This window comes from Prosthecobacter fluviatilis, assembly GCF_042655725.1.
Lineage (GTDB): Bacteria > Verrucomicrobiota > Verrucomicrobiia > Verrucomicrobiales > Verrucomicrobiaceae > Prosthecobacter > Prosthecobacter fluviatilis.
The window spans coordinates 101,763-120,520 of record NZ_JBHSMQ010000001.1; the positions used below are offsets into that span (position 1 = coordinate 101,763).

Annotated in this window: 17 protein-coding genes and 3 tRNA genes; 10 read left to right on the plus strand and 10 right to left on the minus strand. The window is 59.9% G+C overall.

Going from position 1 to position 18,758, the window contains the following annotated elements; all coding sequences use genetic code 11:
• Positions 1-68 precede the first annotated feature (68 nt).
• Together ACFQDI_RS00350 and ACFQDI_RS00355 are read right to left on the minus strand one after the other, a co-directional pair.
• On the minus strand, positions 69-374 hold the full coding sequence (locus tag ACFQDI_RS00350) for a hypothetical protein (protein WP_377162224.1): 306 nt from the start codon (positions 372-374) through the stop codon (positions 69-71).
• Between the two features lie 77 nt (positions 375-451).
• Complete coding sequence (locus ACFQDI_RS00355; RefSeq protein WP_377162226.1) at positions 452-862, minus strand: hypothetical protein; 411 nt, start codon at positions 860-862, stop codon at positions 452-454.
• Positions 863-888: 26 nt separating this feature from the next.
• Between ACFQDI_RS00355 and ACFQDI_RS00360 the strand changes: the two genes are divergently transcribed.
• Entirely contained in the window at positions 889-1,179 is a 291-nt protein-coding gene (locus tag ACFQDI_RS00360) for a hypothetical protein (RefSeq protein ID WP_377162228.1), read from the plus strand.
• A 121-nt stretch (positions 1,180-1,300) separates the two neighbouring features.
• Entirely contained in the window at positions 1,301-2,158 is an 858-nt protein-coding gene (locus ACFQDI_RS00365; RefSeq protein ID WP_377162230.1) for an alpha/beta hydrolase fold domain-containing protein, read from the plus strand.
• Between the two features lie 66 nt (positions 2,159-2,224).
• Here ACFQDI_RS00365 and ACFQDI_RS00370 read toward each other — a convergent pair.
• Together ACFQDI_RS00370 and ACFQDI_RS00375 are read right to left on the minus strand one after the other, a co-directional pair.
• Positions 2,225-2,300 (minus strand) — tRNA-Arg (locus tag ACFQDI_RS00370).
• A gap of 54 nt (positions 2,301-2,354) precedes the next feature.
• Positions 2,355-3,098: an HAD family hydrolase gene (locus ACFQDI_RS00375; RefSeq protein WP_377162232.1), complete on the minus strand. Its 744-nt coding sequence runs from the start codon at positions 3,096-3,098 to the stop codon at positions 2,355-2,357.
• A gap of 121 nt (positions 3,099-3,219) precedes the next feature.
• On the opposite strand from ACFQDI_RS00375, the gene ndk reads away from it, so the two are divergent.
• Positions 3,220-3,645: a nucleoside-diphosphate kinase gene (ndk, locus tag ACFQDI_RS00380; protein ID WP_377162234.1), complete on the plus strand. Its 426-nt coding sequence runs from the start codon at positions 3,220-3,222 to the stop codon at positions 3,643-3,645.
• 45 nt (positions 3,646-3,690) lie between these two features.
• A tRNA-Leu gene (locus ACFQDI_RS00385) sits at positions 3,691-3,775 on the plus strand.
• Between the two features lie 98 nt (positions 3,776-3,873).
• Here the strand turns inward: ACFQDI_RS00385 and ACFQDI_RS00390 are convergent.
• Positions 3,874-3,963: transfer RNA gene (locus tag ACFQDI_RS00390), tRNA-Ser, on the minus strand.
• Between the two features lie 119 nt (positions 3,964-4,082).
• On the opposite strand from ACFQDI_RS00390, the gene lpxA reads away from it, so the two are divergent.
• Both lpxA and lptD read left to right on the plus strand, forming a co-directional pair.
• Positions 4,083-4,874: an acyl-ACP--UDP-N-acetylglucosamine O-acyltransferase gene (lpxA, locus tag ACFQDI_RS00395; RefSeq protein ID WP_377162236.1), complete on the plus strand. Its 792-nt coding sequence runs from the start codon at positions 4,083-4,085 to the stop codon at positions 4,872-4,874.
• A 97-nt stretch (positions 4,875-4,971) separates the two neighbouring features.
• Positions 4,972-7,494: an LPS assembly protein LptD gene (lptD, locus tag ACFQDI_RS00400; protein WP_377162238.1), complete on the plus strand. Its 2,523-nt coding sequence runs from the start codon at positions 4,972-4,974 to the stop codon at positions 7,492-7,494.
• 706 nt (positions 7,495-8,200) lie between these two features.
• Here the strand turns inward: lptD and ACFQDI_RS00405 are convergent.
• Complete coding sequence (locus tag ACFQDI_RS00405) at positions 8,201-8,512, minus strand: hypothetical protein (protein WP_377162240.1); 312 nt, start codon at positions 8,510-8,512, stop codon at positions 8,201-8,203.
• A gap of 319 nt (positions 8,513-8,831) precedes the next feature.
• Between ACFQDI_RS00405 and ACFQDI_RS00410 the strand changes: the two genes are divergently transcribed.
• Together ACFQDI_RS00410 and ACFQDI_RS00415 are read left to right on the plus strand one after the other, a co-directional pair.
• On the plus strand, positions 8,832-8,993 hold the full coding sequence (locus ACFQDI_RS00410) for a hypothetical protein (protein WP_377162241.1): 162 nt from the start codon (positions 8,832-8,834) through the stop codon (positions 8,991-8,993).
• 404 nt (positions 8,994-9,397) lie between these two features.
• Positions 9,398-10,369: an SDR family NAD(P)-dependent oxidoreductase gene (locus tag ACFQDI_RS00415; RefSeq protein WP_377162243.1), complete on the plus strand. Its 972-nt coding sequence runs from the start codon at positions 9,398-9,400 to the stop codon at positions 10,367-10,369.
• Here the strand turns inward: ACFQDI_RS00415 and ACFQDI_RS00420 are convergent.
• From ACFQDI_RS00420 to ACFQDI_RS00430, 3 genes are all read right to left on the minus strand, one after another.
• Positions 10,366-11,244, minus strand: coding sequence for an HAD family hydrolase (locus ACFQDI_RS00420; RefSeq protein ID WP_377162245.1), 879 nt, complete (start codon positions 11,242-11,244; stop codon positions 10,366-10,368). The two genes, ACFQDI_RS00415 and ACFQDI_RS00420, sit on opposite strands and share 4 nt — an antisense overlap.
• 75 nt (positions 11,245-11,319) lie before the next feature.
• Complete coding sequence (locus ACFQDI_RS00425) at positions 11,320-12,216, minus strand: TIGR01777 family oxidoreductase (RefSeq protein ID WP_377162247.1); 897 nt, start codon at positions 12,214-12,216, stop codon at positions 11,320-11,322.
• A 14-nt stretch (positions 12,217-12,230) separates the two neighbouring features.
• Positions 12,231-13,295 (minus strand): class I SAM-dependent methyltransferase, encoded by a 1,065-nt coding sequence (locus tag ACFQDI_RS00430; RefSeq protein WP_377162249.1) that lies wholly within the window; start codon positions 13,293-13,295, stop codon positions 12,231-12,233.
• A gap of 72 nt (positions 13,296-13,367) precedes the next feature.
• On the opposite strand from ACFQDI_RS00430, the gene ACFQDI_RS00435 reads away from it, so the two are divergent.
• On the plus strand, positions 13,368-15,884 hold the full coding sequence (locus tag ACFQDI_RS00435) for a transglycosylase domain-containing protein (RefSeq protein WP_377162251.1): 2,517 nt from the start codon (positions 13,368-13,370) through the stop codon (positions 15,882-15,884).
• A gap of 3 nt (positions 15,885-15,887) precedes the next feature.
• Here the strand turns inward: ACFQDI_RS00435 and dctA are convergent, their stop codons facing one another.
• Positions 15,888-17,144 (minus strand): C4-dicarboxylate transporter DctA, encoded by a 1,257-nt coding sequence (gene dctA, locus ACFQDI_RS00440; protein ID WP_377162253.1) that lies wholly within the window; start codon positions 17,142-17,144, stop codon positions 15,888-15,890.
• A gap of 107 nt (positions 17,145-17,251) precedes the next feature.
• On the opposite strand from dctA, the gene leuC reads away from it, so the two are divergent.
• Entirely contained in the window at positions 17,252-18,667 is a 1,416-nt protein-coding gene (leuC, locus tag ACFQDI_RS00445) for a 3-isopropylmalate dehydratase large subunit (RefSeq protein ID WP_377162255.1), read from the plus strand.
• Positions 18,668-18,758 lie beyond the last annotated feature (91 nt).

Below are 18,758 nucleotides of genomic sequence, written 5' to 3' on the forward strand. Positions count from 1 at the left end.
CCGCCTCCGACACACTCGGCTTGCACTGGGCCCCTTCAGCATTTGAGTCGATGTCCACATCCGCACCATCATCCAGGCTGGATGGGGCGGGTGCCTGAGGGCTTGGTTTGTGACTTCGTTTTTGAGGGCGCGGCGTTGGCAGATGATTTCAAGGCGCTCCTGACGTCCATGGGGGTGTTTGGGGCCACGAGCTGGGCATTCACTTTGTTTGCCTGTCCTTGGACGCGTTCGGGCTTCAAGGCGGCGGCGAGGGCCTGTTGGCTGTCGCGAAAATCCTGCAGGAGTTTCGCCTGGTCGCCCTTGAGCTTGCCTAGGTACCGGGCGCAGTGCGGCTGCAGCCGCATGTTTTGCGGCCATCCCGCTTCTCTATGCATACCACCGCTGGGGCGAGCCCTGGCGCAGACGCGGTGAACAAATGATAAAATCCAAGTCCAGACCATGAAGCATCTTCTCACCATTTTTTGAAAGTGGTCCTGTCATCGGCGGTCACCGCGAACAGGCCGCCAAGCAGGAAGGCCAGGAAGCTGGCGGTCTCGATGTCGGTGGCAGCCTCGGCAAAAAAGTGGGCGGCATGCTCGGTGCCGCCGCCATGGGTGAAAAGGGCAAGTCCGTGGGCCAGATGCTGGGCAAAGTCGTTGGCAATGCAGCCGGTCAGGCGGCCAATGTGGCCATCGACCACGCACGCGGTATCGGCGGAAACATCGGCGGTGCCATCGGTGGAGCAATTGCTGGGGAGGAAGGCGCTGCCAAAGGCAAGGAACTCGGAAAAAAAGCCGGCTCCGGTATCACAAGTGTCCGTGACACGCTGGCCGCACAGGGCGTGGACCTCGGCCCCAAACAGGCCGCTGGCAAGCAGGGGCACAGCATCAAGTAACGATCCGCTCAGCCATGCCCGAACCCAGAAAGCCGGCCAATGGCAGACGCGATCTCGATGGAGATGGCGACATCGATCTTGCAGACGATCCCTCGCTCGATCTTGATCACAACGGGCGTATCGAGGGTGAAGATCGTGAGGGGCAGGACATCGATGCTGACAACGATATCGACGCCTCTGACCGGGCGCTGGCGGCAAAGCAAAGTGTCGGAGCAGTGCTGGGAATGGCCAAGGTCGGACAAAACAGTCAGAAGGCGGAGGGCGAGTCCCAGAAGCAATCCAGCACTGGCCCCAAAGTTCGCTGACTGCAGGTTTGCACAGCACAGCTTCCAAGGGCAGCTTTGCAGCAAGCCTGCACAGCCAGGGCCCACAAGTGCCCGGTCTGCCTGCATCTCACTCCATCTCACACGTGCACCAGACACTCAAATGACATCGGTCAATGGAGAAACCGCCTCAGGCCTCCGCAGACTGTGCGGCCTCGTCGCCTTCCTTTTGGCTTTGGCGGGCTGCACCACTTACGGGCCGGCGCGTCCTGGCGAATCCATATATCGCGATGTGCTCTTTGCGGCACCGGACGGCCACAAGCTGCGGATGGACCTCTATGTGCCCAAGGCGGCCAGACCTGCGCCAGTCGTGCTGTGGATCTTTGGGGGCGGCTGGAGATTCGGCAGCAAAGGCTATCATGTGAATGTGCGAGATCTCACCAGCGTCGGCATCGCCGTGGCTTCCATTCAGTACCGGCTCAGCAACAAGGCGGTCTATCCCGCGCAGCTGGAGGACTGCCGCGCCGCAGCTCAGTGGCTGCGCATCAACGGAAGTCGCTATGGGATCGATGCCAGTCGCATGGGGGTCAGCGGCGAGTCGGCAGGTGGCCAGCTCGCGGCCTTGCTTGCCGCCACCGAAGGCAAGCCGCGCATCCGCGCCGTGTGCGCACTTTATCCTCCGACGGATATTATTGACCTGGGCCGCCTGTATGCGAAACCCGGCAGGCTGAGCCTGATTGACAGGCTGCTCGGCGGGCCTGTTGAGGAAAAGCTCAACCTCGCAGCGGATGCCAGCCCGATAGACCACGTCAGACCATCGCTGCCCCCCTTTCTCATCATTCATGGGGAGCGGGACAGAGTCGTTCCCTTGCAGCAGAGCGAGCGCCTCTTTTGTGCCCTGGCGGAGGCTGGGGTGGAGACCCAGTTCATCGTGGTGCCTGAGAAGGGGCATTGGTTCCGCCTGGACAATGCGCTTTTTGCCGAGGTGTCACGGCTTTTCCAAGTGCACCTTTTCAGATGAAGCGGGGGTGATCTGGCACGCCTGTCTCACAGGGGCCTGAAAGCTGTTGGCAGGTGACTTCCAGCGTGGTGCACCCGGCAGGGATCGAACCTGCGACCGGCCGATTAGAAATCGGCTGCTCTATCCACTGAGCTACGGGTGCTTCTCCAGACGGGGGCGATCATAAGTCCATCTGCGGCTTGAGCAAGGGCGCGCTTCATTCAGGATGCAGTCCGAACATCTGCAGCATCACGCAAAGCATGTCGCCGAGCTTGTTGTCATACGGCCGCTCGGGGTGCAGGATGGCCCAGCCGCGCTGCTGGCCTATGCCTGCGAGCTTCCGGGATGGGTGCACCAGCACGGCATAGCCGGCATATTCCAGCAAGGGCAGGTCCGCAGCGCTGTCTGAGTAGCTCCAGCTGTTGGCGCGCTCCTGCTCGGTGAGCTCAGTCAGGCCTGGCACGACGGCCTCCATCGCAGCGATTTTGGCCTCGTGCTTGTTGTTGCCGGTGACGAGCCTGGGCATGCCAGGAAAAGTGGCGCCGACTTCAAAACGAGTGGCGATGCAGTGGTCAAAACCCAGCGCATGCGCGATCTCGTGCGCGTAAAAGTCAGGGCTGGCGGTGTTCAGCACCAAAACACGGTTCTGGTGCTTGTGACGCAGGATTTCGGCGCGCAGGGAAGGGTAGGCCCACTTGGTGACGCAGACCTCGGCAAATTCTCGCGCGTATGCCGCCAGCCTCTCACGCGACATGCCACGCAGGTAGCTCAGAAAGGCGCGCTTGGCGGTCGCTGTGCTGGCGAGACCGCAGGCTCGTGCCAGGGCTACTGGGATGAACAACCCGTGCAGCAGCACACGCCACGGCTCGCGGTGAAGCACAAAGTTGCAGAAGAGCGCCTGCGTGTCGAACGGCAGCAGGGTGTGGTCGAGGTCAAAAAATGCGTAGGAGCGTGCAGGCATGACGCGAGTGGTGAGGATGTGCAGAGCCTAGCGCCGTGTTTCCAACTGGCAAAAGATTCCCAGCCTTGACGGATGCGGCGTCGGACGGCACAGTGCGAACCCTTTTTCCCCCAAGTTCCCCATGGCCCAAGAAACTACCCTCATCCTGCTCAAACCCGACTGCGTTTCACGCGGCATCAATGGCGAAGTCCTCAAGCGTCTCGAAGACGAAGGCTTTCGCATCCGTGGCTGCAAGATGATCCAGCTCACCGACGAGCTGCTCAAGGAGCACTATTCGCACATCGCGGACAAGCCCTTCTTCCCGGACGTGGCCAGCTTCATGAAGAGCAAGCCGGTGATCGCCGTGGCGATCAGCGGGGAAAACATCATCTCTCATGTGCGTGATCTCCTGGGGCCGACGGACTCCAAGATCGCCCCAAAAGGCACCATCCGTGGCGACTTTGGCACCGACAAGATGACCAACGTCGTCCACGCCTCCGACTCCCCGGAAGCTGCGGCGGTGGAATTGAAGCGCTTTTTCAAGGAAGGCGAGATTTTCAGCTATTGAGGCCTACGGCTTTGCCGTTAGACTGAAAGCTCAGGCATTCTCCACGCCGCTGTGGTGAAATGGTAAACACAGCAGACTTAAAATCTGCTGGGAGGTAACTCCCTTGCCGGTTCGAGTCCGGCCAGCGGCACTTGCTGCCAAACTGTATGAGTCTGGTGGCAGCCGTCTGGAATGGGCGGCGTGGCAATGTAACAGGATAAGGCTGATGCCCCGTTGCCCTGCAAAGGGTGGCGGAGAGGGTGGGATTCGAACCCACGGTGGGGATAAACCCACGCCAGTTTTCAAGACTGGAGCCATAAACCACTCGACCACCTCTCCAGGTGCTGCGTTGCGGAACGCACATAGTAGGCAACGTGTGGCGGCCTGCCAAGAGGAAGTTTGCACGAGCTGCAAGTCTGGATTGATCACGGACAACGGGGCGTCCATGGTCTTTGTCCATGATCCATAAGACAGCCCTGATCGATCCAAGCGCCCGAATTGACCCTGCAGCCGAAATCGGCCCCTATGTGGTGATCGAGGGGCCGAGCGAGGTCGGGGCTGGCTGTAAAATCGAAGCGCATGCTCAGCTTGTGGGGCACGTCATTGTCGGAGAGGGGACGCAGATCGGACGCGGGGCTGTGATCGGCGGCGAGCCTCAGGACCTGGGGTTTGACCCCGCGACCCAGAGCAGTGTGATTTTGGGCAAAAAGAACGTGATCCGCGAGCATGTGACGATTCACCGCGGCAGCAAGCCGGGCACGGCAACTCGGCTCGGCGATGGCAATTACCTCATGGCGGGCAGTCACCTGGCGCATGACGTCGTGCTGGGGAACAGGAACATCCTGGCAAACGCGGCGCTGCTGGGCGGGCACATCCATGTAGGCAACAACACCTTCATCGGCGGAGGGGCGGTGTTCCACCAGTTCTTGAGAATCGGGGATTTCTGTGTGATCCAGGGCAACGGCAGCTTCAGCAAGGACATCCCCCATTACTGCGCGGCTCAGCGTATCAACCGCATCACCGGACTCAACGTGATCGGCCTGCGTCGGCAGGGGTTTAGTGCGGAGGAGCGCGGAGCCATCAAGGACCTGTTTCAAACCCTGTTTTGCAGGGGGATGAATCTGTCCCAGGCAGTCCAGCAGGCAGCGGCCCGGCAGTGGCCGGAAAAAGCACAGCGCCTGCTGGAATTTGTACAGGCGCCCAGCAGGAAAGGGGTGTGCCCCGTGCGCCCGGGACGGGGGGACGATTGAGGCGAAAAAAGTCCGGCTTTTTCTTGTCACCGTGTTCCCGGTAGCCTATTTAGGATTTCGCATTGTCTGTTCGTATAAGGCAATGTCCTCTCGTGTTATGATTTTTCCGAAATTTTGCGTGACGGTCCTCGTTTGCGCCCTGGCCGTGTCCGGGGCGGCCAGCGGGCAATCCCTTCTCGACAGCCTCACGAGTGATCTGAACATTCGTGGCCTAACCACGACGATGGATCCTGAGACGGGGGTCGCCACAGTGACCGGCGATGTGCATATTCACTACGGCGATGTCGAAATGCGCTGCGGCAGTGCGCAATACAACCAATCCACCGGCGAAGTCATCGCCAAGGATGGGGTGACAATCTGGCGGGATGGAATGCTCTACCACGGAGATTCGATCACCTACAATTCCATCACCGGGGAGATGTCCGGGCGCAATGTGATCACAGGCATCGGCGCGGGCATTCAGCAGAGCATTGCTGGCACCGGCATTGTCGCCGGTGGCGGGCCCACGGGCGGCAGCCTCAGGAGGACATCTGGCATGTTTTTCTTCAAGGCGGAGGAGTTTCACTCGAGCAGCAAGCTCGAAAACCGCATTGATGCCACTGGGGTGACGCTCACTTCACACGATGTGGCAGACCCGAACTACCACGTCGCTGTCAAAGAGCTGACGGTTTATCCGGACGACAAGGCCATCCTCAAGGACTTGAAAATGTATGCTGGGAAAACGCCGTTTTTCTGGATGCCCAAAATCACCAAATCTCTGGATGAAGACAGCGGCATACGTATCGGGCCCGGCTTTCAAAGCCGTTGGGGTGCGTTCCTGCTGACGCAGATGGCGGTGGTCCATGGCGACCACACCTTCGCAAAGTACAAGTTCGACCTGCGCAGCAAGCGTGGTGTGGGTGCAGGGGTGGATTTCTTTTCGGTTCGCCACACAGCCAACCGTCAGAACTTCGGCACCTTGAAGCTGTACGGGGTCAATGACACCGCCCCCACAACAAACGCCACAACGGCCATCCGCTACCCAGTTCCAAACTACAGGTATCGGGTAAATTTTCAGCACCGCATCTACCTGCCCGGTCCGGATGTAAGCACGTGGTATCTTGATTTCGACATCAACAAAATCAGCGACATCCACTTTTACGAAGATTTCTTCTTCAATGATTACCGCACCAATCGTGAGCCTGACAATCAGATCTCGCTGATTCACACCAATGAGGCCTACGTCGCCACCCTGATGGCGAAGTTCAAGCTGAACAATTTCTATCGCACCACGACCCGTCTGCCCGAGCTCTCCATCGACTTCACACGGAGGCCGCTGTGGAACACAGGAGTGTATCACCAGGGTACCATCACAGCAGGAATCATTGGCGAACTGGTGGGGCAGCAGGAAAGGGACGAATTGATTCGCCTTCAGACTCTCGCAAACGCGGGGGGGCTGCCGGGCGTTCTTAATGACCCGCTGGGCACTGCCGCGACCTCGTTCCTCGGCCTTGCTGGCCAGCCGCGCACGGCCGCCCTGACCCCGGCGGACATTACCCAGGGACTTGGGACCATCTCCAGCAGACTGGCCCAGCCTGGTTATGCACGCTTCCATACCTACCATGAGCTGCTCTATCCGAAGACCTTCATGGGCTGGCTGAACGTGACGCCGAGAATCGGCGCTGGTATGACCAGCTACAATGGCATTGTCGGCAGCGTAACCGGGTTAAAAAACTACACACGAGGTATCTTCAGCTTCGGCCTCGATGTCTCATTCAAGCTCTCCAAAAACTGGAGCGATGTCCAGGTCCCAGCGCTGGGACTTGACGGCATCCGGCACGTTTTTCAGCCCTACGTGAACTATTCTTATCTGGATGCCGCTCAAAATGCTGGAGTGCCGGCGATCGACCGTCTCTCCACCACCACCCGGCCGCGCTCCATTGATGTTCCGCTGTTTACAGCAATTGACAGCCTTCGGTCCTGGAATGTGGCGCGTGTCGGTTTCCGCAATCTTTTGCAGACCCGGCGTGATTACATCTCCAGCAACGGCTACGGCAACTTCTGGGGCACTCCCGATGAAGGTGACAATCAGACTTACACCTGGGCGGGAATGAACACCTATGTGAACATTTTCGGGCAGGATCCGGAGTATGGCCGCAGCCTCTCCAACGTATACAATGAGCTTTTCTGGTCGCCAGTGCCTTGGGCCACCATGAAGTCGGACCTGCAGCTGCCTCTCACCAGCGGTGTAGGCAGCTTCACGGAGGCAAACAACAGTGTGATCTGGATGCTGAGCAAGGCCACATCTCTCGAGCTGGGCCATCAGTACATCTACGACCATCCTTTCTACCGCAACAGCAGTCTGGTTTACACTCGTTTCTATGCACGGTTGAACGAAAACTACGGCTTCAATACCTACCACATCTACGAAGCCGCCAACGGCGTTCTCCAGTTCCAGAGCTACAACTTTTCAAAGGATCTGAGCAGCTGGGTGGCCTCTTTTGGACTCATGTCGCGTAACAACGGCAACGGTGTTTCTGATTTTGGACTCCTGCTCTCATTCACGCTCAAGGATTTCCCCAAGTTCAATTTCGACTTGGACATGGACCCCAATCCGGGTGGGCGTGGCGGCAGGCAGTAACTGGCCGCAGCGAACAGAGGTCTTCAGCCCCCGGTATTTCGTTGGCCACCAGTCTAGCCTAGGCCTGCCGCTGGGACTTTCCTATTTTGAATGCTTGGCAGCAGATCCGCTCTCTTGACTTAGTGTGTAGTTCCAAGGGTCGTTCCAATGGCTGATGACACACGCCTTTGAAAAATAGGCGGTGCTAGGGGGGGGTAAGCGGCAGTCGGGTTTATGCGGCGTCGAAGATGGCTTCCTTTGCCAGATCGTTGACATGGAGGCGGGGTTTACGTGCCGGGGCGTTGCTGCGCATTCACACTTTGGCCCGTATGCATGCCCTTGCCCGGCGTGACTAAATGGCAGGGTCTACCAGCCAAGAAAGCGAGGCTGGCCATCTTGCTTTGCGTGATGGCTCCTACCCTCGCAAATCCAGGCATCAGCCATGGGGATCTGCTCATGTTACGGGTGTCTTTTCACGAGATATGGCCTGACCCCGATAAGCACAGAGCACACCTTGGCCATCGCTGGTTATATAAAAGCAAACATCCTACCCCGGGGCCGGAGTAGGATGTCAAAAAACAGCTTCTAACCGATGTCAAAGCTCACATGCCTCCACCGCTGCGGGCGAGGAAATTGAGAGCCAGAGTGGCAACGGCAAGGATGAAGACTAACCAGGCAAGGGGCATGAGTGGAAAGGGGTGAGGGTTGAAAAAAATCGGCAGATGCTTCAGGGAATTGGCAGCAGCTGGCTTTTGAACTTCTCGTTGGACCAGACACCGGTCACGGAGTGGGTTTCCCATTCCTGCTTGTTGACAGCCGGAACCTTGATGGGCGAACCGCCTTCTGTGTCAACGAAACCGGCGGCATCAGCTCCAAACATCTGGACGACCATCAGGATCGCAGAAAGAACGAAGCAGATGACGGAAAGAGGGACCAGCCCTGCTTCGGGATCTTTTTCCTCATAGAACTGCTCCGCATCAGCCGCAGCGCTGCGCTTGACTGGGGCGCTGGGAGGGGCGGAGATGGACGGGCGCTGCATCGCCTGGGTAGGCTGCAGTTTGACCGTTGCCTTAGGAAGTGGGGTCGTAGGTCCGACTCCGCTGCCCACCATGGGGCCTGTGCCTGCTCCGGGGGCTGCAGGCGGGCGAGGGCCGGCGGCGGGCTTTTGCAGTGGTACAGTCGGGGCGCCAGTTTCCACACGTGGTGGCGGAGCCGCAGGGTTCTGCGCCAGAGGACGCGTTGCTGCTGGCAGGCCTGCCATCGGAGGTGTGGCGGGACGCGGGGCAGCTGGTGCCACGGGCGCTCCCGGGGGCTTGGGTGCCGTAGGCGGGGCGAGAGGGCGCGCGACCGGTGGCGGCATGGCTCCAGTAGGAGCGGGTGCTGCAGGTGGCGGGGAGGAAACCACAGGAATAGCCGAGGTGGTCTTCTTGGAAGGCGGAGACATCGGCGGCGCAGGCAGCTTCACCGGTGCCGTGCTTGATTTGGGCGCAGGCGGAGGCAGTGGTGCCGAAGGCAGCTGAATGGGAGCCGTGGACTTTTTCGACGCCATCGGAACCACGGACGTCGTGTTAAAAGAGGCTGGGATTCCGCCTGTGGCAGGGGCGACAGGGGCCGTGGCTTCACGCGGCTGGGTGACTCCTGCTCCTGGGCGACCACGCAGAGTGATACGCACCGTCTCTTTCTTCAAGGGGACGGCAGCGGTTTTCGGTGTCGAGCCTGAGGGTGGTGTTGGCGGTGGCGTGTTTTCGGGTTCGCTCATGGGTCAGGGACGGAAAATTAGATGATTCGGTGAATTCCCATTATTTAGCGAATTTCGCCCCCTTGCGTCAATCCCTTTCTCCTGATGCCTTGCAATTGTCCGGCCATTGCTCGTTAGTTGGTCATCTGGTGGTCTGCAATCCAGACTCCCAGGCCCTTTCTAAGCATGAACATTCTTGTCACTGGCGGAGCTGGCTTCATCGGCTCCCACACCGTCGAGCGCCTCGTCAAAGAGGGGGCTGGGCAGATTACGATCCTGGACAGTTTTAACGATTATTACAATCCTTCGATCAAGCGTGAAAATCTCCGCTCGCTGGGCTCGAAAGTCACCGTTCGCGAGGGGGACATCTCAGATCCGAAGTTCGTTCACGAAACGTTTGATGTGGGCCGTTTTGACTCAGTCATCCACCTCGCTGCCCGTGCGGGGGTGCGCCCCTCCATTGAGCAGCCTGAGCTCTACATCGACACAAACATTAAAGGTACGTTTCATCTCCTTGAAGCCGCACGGCGCACCGGGACGAAGCATTTTGTCTTTGCCAGCAGTTCCTCGGTCTATGGCGTGAACAAAAAAGTGCCTTTCGCCGAAGCCGATCCCATCCTCCAGACCATCAGCCCCTATGCCATGACCAAGATGTCCGGTGAGCAGATGTGCTCAAACTACAGCCATCTCTACGGCATCAAGACGGTCGCCCTGCGCTTTTTCACCGTTTATGGCCCTCGGCAGCGCCCTGACCTGGCCATTTCCAAATTCACCCGCCTCATCGAGGACGGAAAGCCCATCGACAAATACGGAGAAGGTGGCACCGCCCGCGACTACACCTTCGTCCACGATATCGTCGATGGAATCGTTGGTGCGCTCAACTACCGCACCGGCCCCATCTGTGACATTTTCAACCTCGGCGGCTCTCAGACGGTCACGCTCAATGAGCTCATCGCCAACATCGAGCAAGCCGTCGGCAAGAAGGCTGTCATCAATCAGATGCCTGAGCAGCCTGGAGATGTGCCGCTAACCTCTGCCGATGTCAGCAAAGCCAGGGACCTGCTCGGGTTCAAGCCCACAACCACCATCGCACAGGGGGTGCCCGCCTATGTGGAATGGTTCCGTGACATGCGCTCCAAGGGCATCGCCGTGAACTAAAAGTGCGGCGCTGACACCGTGCCCTCCTCGATTTCCTGGCGCCTCTTGCGCACAATGCCGTCCGCGATGTCGGTGATCATTTCCTCCAGCAGCAGTCGCAGGTGGCTGCCGGGGCGGTAGTCCGCTGGGGCGATGTGCTTCACGCGGTCTGCCAGCCCGGTGAGCTGGTAACATTTGCGGAAGCTGCTGCGGCTGACTTCGTCAGGGTTGTAAACGGCCACGGCATGGCCGCCGTAGCGTTTCATGAGGGTGAAGCAGGGCACGTCCGTCGGGCCGTCGCCCACATAGATCATGTGCTGGAAGGGGATGGGGCGCAGCTCATGGGCCATGTGGTCATTCACATCTTCATAAGGCTCCAGCATGCCCTTGTTGATGCGGAAGATGTACTGCGTTTTCGTGGTGTGGCTGATCACCCGCTTGGGGAAGGTGATGCGGCCGTTTTTGTCCTCGCCAAATTCACAGCCAAAGATGCGCCGCACAAACGGAGCCAGGGCAGAGCCGTCCAGCAGCGCCTTCAGACCGCTGGAAATGATGTAATGCTCGATCTTCACGCCCAGCAGCCGGTGCTGCTCGTTCAGCACCTGGTTCAGCTCGTTGAAAAGCTCCGGCACGCCTTTGAAAAAGTTCAGCTTGGAGCCGAGTTTTCGCAGGTCCTCGTTCGTCGGCCGGTCCATGTCCAGATAGTCCAGCATGCACTTGAGGTAGGCCAGCTCTCCATCATACCCCTCCTGGTTGACCAGTTCACGGCTGCGCTTCCAAAACTGCTCTGGATTGATCCCAAACCGGGGAAAGAGCGTCTCATCCTGCATGTACGTCGGACTGAGAGTCTGGTCGTAGTCGTAGATGAGGCCTATGGTTGTCTGCTGGGATGCCATGCTGGAGTTTGCGGTGTTTTTGCGGTTGTGGACAGTGGTTGACGAATGCTGTCCAGGCCACCGCAAACTTCGCGTTCAGACCAGCGCGGCAAATGCTCCGGAGATGTCCGGGTGCACAAAGCGGTAGCCCATGCGCTTGGCCGCCTGTGGAATCACTCGCTGTCCTCCCAGCAGCATTTCATCCGCCATGCCGCGCAGCAGCAGCCTCAGCGCAAACGCTGGCACATGAAAAAACGCGGGGCGATGCAGCGCCTTCGCCAGCGTTCGTGTGAACTCGGCATTCGTCACCGCCTGTGGGGCGCAAAGGTTCACCGGGCCGCTGACAGCCTCGGAGCCAGTCGCCTGGAGCAGGAGCTGCAAGGCATCTTCAAGGTGTATCCAGGACATCCATTGCCGGCCGGACCCCAGCCTGCCGCCGAGACCGCAGGCAAACACCCGCCGCAGCAGTGGGAATGCTCCGCCATCGCTGCCCAGCACCATGCCTGTGCGCAGGGTGATGACACGCATGCCGAGCCCCTCTGCCCGGTGCGCCGCCATCTCCCAGCTGGCACAGACATCCGCCAGAAAGCCTGCGCCGCGCGGCGAGCTCTCGTCCACCTCAGCGGCGCAGCTGTTGCCATAAAATCCGGCCCCTGAGGCGCATGACAGCACCTTGGGCCGGTTTTCGGCCCTCCATGTGCTCAGATGCGCAACCATGTCCTCGGTGAAATTCACGCGGCTTTTCCAGATCCGTTCTCGCTTGCCCGGGGTCCAGAGGCCCATGAGAGACTCGCCTGCCAGGTGGACCAGGGCATCCAGGGGCGTCTCCGGCAAAGCATGGGGGGCATTGGCAGGGAGTTGTCGGTGTTCATCCGCCCCAGGCACTGCTCGTGATCCGCGCGAGTAGGTCACCACCGTATGTCCTTGGGCATGAGCCAATAAGGTCAGGTGACGGCCGATGAATCCCGTGGCTCCTGTGATTCCGATGCGCATACACTCCCTACGCCTCAAATGCGGATTGGTTTCTCCAAAACAAGGCAGCGGAAAGATCTGCCCATCAGGGCCGGGTGGGTGAGTGAGTTAAACTGGCGCATGGTGGCGGCGTCAGGCGGCCTTCCTTCGAGGCTCTGAAGCCATCTCGTCGCCATGCGGCCCAGCAGCCTGCCCTGAAGGTCATAGTCACGCTGAACAAGGCCGCACCGTTCGGCTTCATCGATCAGGCGCGTGAAATTGATGTGCGTGGTGAGGTCGCAGCTGCCGAGGTCTGCCAGCACATGGCCGTCCATCTGGTGCTGCTTGTAACGGCGGATGGTCCCGCTGGCGCGTGAGTCGGCGAAGAACTCGTCCGCATCGAGCCCGTAGTCGGCGATGAAGACGGTTCCCTGAAATGCCGCCTGGGCCAGGGTGCGAATCCACTCATGCATGGCAAGATTGACTTCCAAGGTATGACCGGTTTCGAGATCCTGCGGCAGGTGTTTCACCTCCGTTTCGAGCTCTGCGCACGAGCAGGCACCCGGGATGAATCGAAAACTTTCAGCGCCGTCCGCTTCGACGAACAGCTCCTCCCAGCGCTCCCCGTTCCAGCGCACAAGATGTACCGGGAAGGCGTCCGGCAGCTCATTACAGATAAAAAAGCCATGGCGGGGGCCCGTTTTCAGCGCTTCAAGGCTTTCCACCCATGCAACCCGCCCACCCAGGCGCTTGCGCTGAGCTTCACGATAGTTCGGGTTCGGCTCCACGATCAGGTAGCGCAGGCGCTCGCCCTCCAAGGCGTCCAAGACATCCTCGGCCAGCTGGCCGTCGTGCGCCCCTTGTTCGATGATCGTAAATGCTTCCGGCTCCCCCAGTTTCCGCCACTCCTGCACCGCCTGCATGGCCAGCAGTTTTCCATACAAGGGGCCGACACTGACACTGGTGAAAAAATCGCCCTGGCGGCCGATTTTGCGAGGCCCTGGGCCATAATAACCATGCTCAGGATGATAGAGCGCCAGTTCCATGACCTGTGCAAAGGGCAGCCTGCCAGATGGCGTGGCGGAGAGTTTTTCTCGGAGAATCTGGGGCAGGGAAGACATGCGATGCACGGGAAAGAACTGGCGCGGAATGTGAAGGGCGGGTAGTTTTACCACCCTACTTTCTTCCTAGCCATGTTCCGTGATGATCCCGATCCCCAGCCTGTACGCAACTGGCGTGGCGAAGCCGGCCTTAAACTGCCATTCTACCGCCGTGGCTGGTTCAGTGCGCTGGTGGCCTTTGCCCTGCTCTGCCTGGTGTCAGCGTTTGGCGTTTACAGTGTCATCGTGGCGCCGCTGCGGCGGGATGCGGAGAAGTATGATCTCGAAGAGCTCAAAAAGCTGGAATCTGCGAGCATCATCTTTGACCGTGATGGCGATGAAATGGCCCGCCTTTACGTGCTGAACCGCACTCCGGTGCCTGTCACGGATGTGCCCCAGCATTTCATCGACGCCCTCGTGGCACAGGAAGATTCACGCTTCTTCAAGCACGACGGGGTCGACTACATCGGTCTGCTCCGTGCGGTGAAGGAAAACATCGTGGCCCGTGAGGTCACGCAGGGGGCGAGCACCATCACACAGCAGCTTGCCAGGCAGACGTTCAAACTTCTCGAACGCAGCTACAAGCGCAAGATCCTCGAGGCCTTCATCGCCCAGCGCATCGAGAAGCACTTTTCAAAGACGGAGATTTTGGAGCTATACCTGAACCGCATCTTTTTCGGGGTGAATTTTTACGGCGTGCAGGCGGCGGCGCGCGGCTACTTTGGCAAGGACGTCAAAGAGCTCACTGTCGAGGAGTCAGCCACCATTGTGGGACTGATCAAGAGCCCGAACAACATCCAGCCGGTCAAGCATCCCCAGCGTGCCATGAAGGAGCGCAACTACGTGCTCGAACGCATGTCCATCGAAGGCACGCTGACCAAGGAAGAGGCGGCAAAGCTCAAAAAGAAGCCGCTCGTGACAGCGCCGCAGAGCTCTGACCCCCGGCTGAGCTATGTCTTTGATGCCGTGCGCAGGGAGGTCGTGGATCTGGTGGGTGAGGAGCGTGCCTCCATCGGCGGTTTCAAGATCTACACCAGCATCGACCAGGATCTGCAGAAGGCCACCGAGGAGGCTGTCAGCAAGCGGCTGGCTGAGGTCGAAAAACGCCCGGGCTACGAGCACCAGACCTTCGCCCAGTTCCGTGCCATCATGACCGACTACCGCGCACGCATGAGGCGTGGCGAAATCGACCCCGCCACCCCGAAGCCGCTTCCAGAGTATCTGCAGGCTGCCGCCATGATGATCGACAACAAAGATGGCAGCATTCTGGCCATGGTCGGAGGACGTGATTTTGGTGACAGCCAGTTCAACCGCGCCACGGATGGAGTGCGCCCGGTGGGCACGGCCTTCACCCCGCTCGTCTATGCGGCTGCTTTCAGCAGCCCCGGGCTCTATCCCGGGACCAAGGTCGATGACGCCCCTCTGGACAACCGCCGTGTGATGATCGGCGGGCTGACCGGGATCCTCGGGGAATGGGGGGCCGAAGTGGACAATCCAAAGTGGACCCAGGCCCCCATGAGCTCGCGCGAGGCTCTGGTCCAGGGCCGCAACTCCGCCACGGTGCGCTTGGGCGAGCGCGTGGGTGTACCCATGGTCAAGCAGGTGGCGCAAAAAGCCGGCATCAGCTCTGAAATGCGTGACTACCCCTCCACCTTTCTCGGGGCCAGCGAAGCACGCCTGAGCGAGATGTGCCTGGCCTATTCCAATTTCCCCACGCTGGGCAGCCGCCCGCAGAAGCTGAATCTCATTCAGCGCATCACGGACAACAACGACAAGGCGGTGTTTCAAATTTCCGAGGCCGCCCTGCGCAGCGTGCAGAGCATGGACCCCATCGCTGCATATCAGACGCATACATGCCTTGTGGATGCGTTGCATCGGGGCACTGGCAGCCCTTCGGTCAGCGACTACAAGCTGGGTGAGTTTGTCGCAGGCGGCAAAACCGGGACGCACTACGAATTCAAGGACCTCTGGTTCCTGGGATACACATCGGGAGTCACCTGCGGAGTATGGGCGGGTTTTGACAAGCAGAAGACCATCTATCCCGGTGCCTTCTCCAGCCGCATTGTACTGCCGGTCTGGGTGGATATGATCAATGCCAGCGCCACACGCTTTGTGCCGCAGGAGATCCAGCCGCCGCAAACTGCGGAGCGGGTGGAAATGTGCCAGCGCAGTGGCATGCGCGCCACCGACTACTGCTACGAGAAGATCAAGGGGCCCGATGGCCGCGAAAAATCCGTGCGCTCCACTTACTTTGAATACCTGCGACCTGGCACACCGCTGGAAGGATTCTGCAACCTGCATACCGGCGAGGGGCTGCCGGTCGAGATCAAGCAGTTTGGCTATCAAAACCCCGTCAGCAGCTTTGGCGCCGCCCCAATGGTCGCATCGACAGCTCGCTGGGTCCACATCGAACCGGTTCGCATGAAGGCGCTCACCGTCATCGGTGACGACCCCTACAACTCCGAGCAGGCCGTTCCTCGTGCCGCCCCCGTGAACGATGACGGCACACCAATCCGCAAAGCCATCCCGGTCGATGCCGTCGAGGCTCCCGATGAAGAGGGGCCCAAGCTCAAGCTCGCGCCTCCTCCTCCGATGAAGATTGATCTGTGAGGATCACCGCAGCAGCATCTTCCCTTTCTCGGCATCAAACTCGTTTTCCCACTTGGCCACCACCAGCATGGCCAGCGTGTTGCCGATGAGGTTGGTGATGGCCCGGGCTTCGGACAAAAACCGGTCAATGCCGAGGATGAGTGCCAGCCCCGCCACCGGGATCGTGTGCGTGGCCCCGAGCGTGGCGGCGAGTGTGATGAAGCCGCCGCCTGTGACGGCTGCGGCGCCTTTGGAAGTCAGCAGCAGAATGCCCAGAATACCCAGCTCCTGCGCCAGGCTGAGCGGGGTGTCTGTGGCCTGTGCTACAAACAGTGCCGCCATCGTCAGGTAGATGCTGGTGCCGTCCAGATTGAAGGAGTAGCCCGCCGGCAAAACGATGCCTACAACCCCCTGCGAGCAGCCGCTTTTCTCCATCTTGCGCATCAGGCCCGGCAGCGCGGCTTCCGAGGACGAAGTCCCCAGGGTGAGCAGCAGCTCCTCCTTGATGTGCTTCAGCACCTTCCACAGGCTGAAGCCGTTCCACCAGGCAATGGCTCCTAGGACGACGAAGACAAACAGCACACAGGTGAGATACACGCAGCCCATGAGCAGCATGAGGTTGCCCAGCGCGCCAAAGCCGTATTTGCCGATGACGAAAGCCATCGCTCCAAAAGCGGCGAGCGGCGCGGCCTTGGTGACGATGCCCACAATCCCGAAAAACATCTGCGAGACGGCATGCAGCAGGTCCACCACCGGCCTGGCGTGGTGGCCCATCCGGGCAAGCGCGACTCCGGACAGAATCGCGATGAGCAGCACCTGGAGGATCTCCCCTTCGGAAAACGCGCTCACAAAGGTCTTGGGGATGATCTGCATCAGGTGCCCTACGACGGTCACCTTCTCACCCGCCTTGGTGTAGGTGTCGAAATCCTTCTGGTCTTCAGCGCTCAGCACGATCTCCGCCGGGTTCATGTGCATGCCAGACCCCGGCTGCACCACTCGCGCCACCATCAGGCCAATGACCAGCGCCACCGTGGTGACCACTTCAAAATAGACCAGTGCCTTCCATCCCACGCTGCCCAGCTTTTTCAGATCTCCCATGCCGGCGATGCCGTGCACCACCGTGCAGAAGATAATCGGGGCGATCAGCATCTTCACCGCATTCACAAAGGCCACCCCCAGGGTCTTGAGCGGAACGGCCTCCGCTGGCCAAAAGGCCCCCATCAGAATGCCCAGCACGATTCCGACGAGCACCTGCACATAGAGATTTTTCAGCCATTTCATGGGCGCGGATGCTGGCAGGTCCGGTGGCAAAAGCCAAGAGGCATTCTTGCACCCTCCGCCGGGCGTGCTAGGCTGACCGTCCTCCAAACCACCAATCCGCAAGCAACATGGGCAAAACACTCTTTGAAAAAGTCTGGGACTCGCACGTCGTCGGCACCCTCGACAATGGCCAGACACAGCTCCTTATCGACACGCATCTCGTCCATGAAGTGACCAGCCCCCAGGCCTTTGGCATGCTGCGCGACCTGAACCTCAAGGTGGCCTACCCGCACCGCACCTTCGCCACGGTGGACCACATCGTGCCGACAGACAGCCAGGTTTCCCCCTTCGCCGATCCTCTGGCCGAGGCCATGATCCAGGAGCTGAACAAGAACGCCAAGGAGTTTGGCATCACCTATTTCAGCCTCGCCAGCGGCAAGCAGGGCATCGTCCACGTCGTCGGGCCCGAGCAGGGTATCACCCAGCCCGGCACCACCATCGCCTGCGGCGACAGCCACACTGCAACCCACGGCGCATTCGGAGCCATCGCCTTCGGCATCGGCACCACCCAGGTGCGCGACATCCTGGCCACGCAGACCATGGCGCTGGGCAAGATGAAGGTGCGCCGCATCAATGTGGACGGCCAGCTCCGCCCCGGCGTGTATGCCAAGGATGTGATCCTTCACATCATCCGCCTGCTGGGTGCCAATGGCGGCATCGGCTACGCCTATGAGTATGGCGGCAGCCTGTTTGACGCCATGACGATGGAAGAGCGCATGACCGTCTGCAACATGAGCATCGAAGGCGGTGCACGCTGCGGCTACGTGAATCCTGACGAGAAGACTTTCGAATACCTCAAGGGCCGCCCCTACTCCCCCACCGGCGAGGCTTGGGACGCAGCCGTGGCCAAGTGGCGCGCCGTCGCCTCGGACAAGGACGTGGTTTATGACGATGTGGTGAACATCAAGGCCGAAGATGTGCCGCCCACGGTTACCTGGGGCACCAGCCCTGACCAGGCCATCGCCGTCACAGAAAACGTGCCGACTCCTGATAGCGCCACCACCGAGCCCGCCCGCATCTCCATCCAGGACGCGCTCGACTACATGAAACTGCCCGCTGGCAAGCCGATCAAAGGCACCAAAATCGACGTCGCCTTCATCGGTTCCTGCACCAACGGCCGTCTCAGCGACTTCCGCGAAGTGGCGAAGTTCATCAAAGGCCGCAAGGTGGCCGCTGGCGTCAAGGCCATCGCGGTTCCTGGCTCCCAGATCGTCGATACCCTTGCCCGTCAGGAAGGTCTGCATGAGATCTTCAGCGAGGCCGGCTTTGAATGGCGCGGCGCAGGCTGCTCCATGTGCCTGGCCATGAACCCTGACAAGCTCGTCGGTGACCAGCTCTGCGCATCCTCCTCGAACCGCAACTTCAAGGGCCGTCAGGGCAGCACCACCGGGCGCACCGTTCTCATGAGCCCCATCATGGTCGCCGCCGCCGCCCTCACCGGCAGCATCGCCGACGCACGCGAGGTCTTCACCATCGCGGGTTGATCCGGAATCCAGTTCCATGAAAAAGGTGCGGATCTCGCGATCCGCACCTTTTTTTATGAGATTCATGAATCCAGAAGCGCGCTCGGAGCGG

Bases quoted from the DNA above. Each gene is read 5' to 3' on its own strand.
- dctA (WP_377162253.1), bottom strand. From the start codon at position 17,144: ATGAAATGGCTGAAAAATCTCTATGTGCAGGTGCTCGTCGGAATCGTG.
- leuC (WP_377162255.1), top strand. From the start codon at position 17,252: ATGGGCAAAACACTCTTTGAAAAAGTCTGGGACTCGCACGTCGTCGGC.
- ACFQDI_RS00410 (WP_377162241.1), top strand. From the start codon at position 8,832: ATGGCTCCAGTAGGAGCGGGTGCTGCAGGTGGCGGGGAGGAAACCACA.
- ACFQDI_RS00405 (WP_377162240.1), bottom strand. From the start codon at position 8,512: ATGCAGCGCCCGTCCATCTCCGCCCCTCCCAGCGCCCCAGTCAAGCGC.
- ndk (WP_377162234.1), top strand. From the start codon at position 3,220: ATGGCCCAAGAAACTACCCTCATCCTGCTCAAACCCGACTGCGTTTCA.
- ACFQDI_RS00420 (WP_377162245.1), bottom strand. From the start codon at position 11,244: ATGGCATCCCAGCAGACAACCATAGGCCTCATCTACGACTACGACCAG.
- ACFQDI_RS00425 (WP_377162247.1), bottom strand. From the start codon at position 12,216: ATGCGCATCGGAATCACAGGAGCCACGGGATTCATCGGCCGTCACCTG.
- ACFQDI_RS00435 (WP_377162251.1), top strand. From the start codon at position 13,368: ATGTTCCGTGATGATCCCGATCCCCAGCCTGTACGCAACTGGCGTGGC.
- lptD (WP_377162238.1), top strand. From the start codon at position 4,972: ATGATTTTTCCGAAATTTTGCGTGACGGTCCTCGTTTGCGCCCTGGCC.
- ACFQDI_RS00430 (WP_377162249.1), bottom strand. From the start codon at position 13,295: ATGTCTTCCCTGCCCCAGATTCTCCGAGAAAAACTCTCCGCCACGCCA.
- lpxA (WP_377162236.1), top strand. From the start codon at position 4,083: ATGATCCATAAGACAGCCCTGATCGATCCAAGCGCCCGAATTGACCCT.
- ACFQDI_RS00350 (WP_377162224.1), bottom strand. From the start codon at position 374: ATGCATAGAGAAGCGGGATGGCCGCAAAACATGCGGCTGCAGCCGCAC.
- ACFQDI_RS00360 (WP_377162228.1), top strand. From the start codon at position 889: ATGCCCGAACCCAGAAAGCCGGCCAATGGCAGACGCGATCTCGATGGA.
- ACFQDI_RS00365 (WP_377162230.1), top strand. From the start codon at position 1,301: ATGACATCGGTCAATGGAGAAACCGCCTCAGGCCTCCGCAGACTGTGC.
- ACFQDI_RS00415 (WP_377162243.1), top strand. From the start codon at position 9,398: ATGAACATTCTTGTCACTGGCGGAGCTGGCTTCATCGGCTCCCACACC.
- ACFQDI_RS00375 (WP_377162232.1), bottom strand. From the start codon at position 3,098: ATGCCTGCACGCTCCTACGCATTTTTTGACCTCGACCACACCCTGCTG.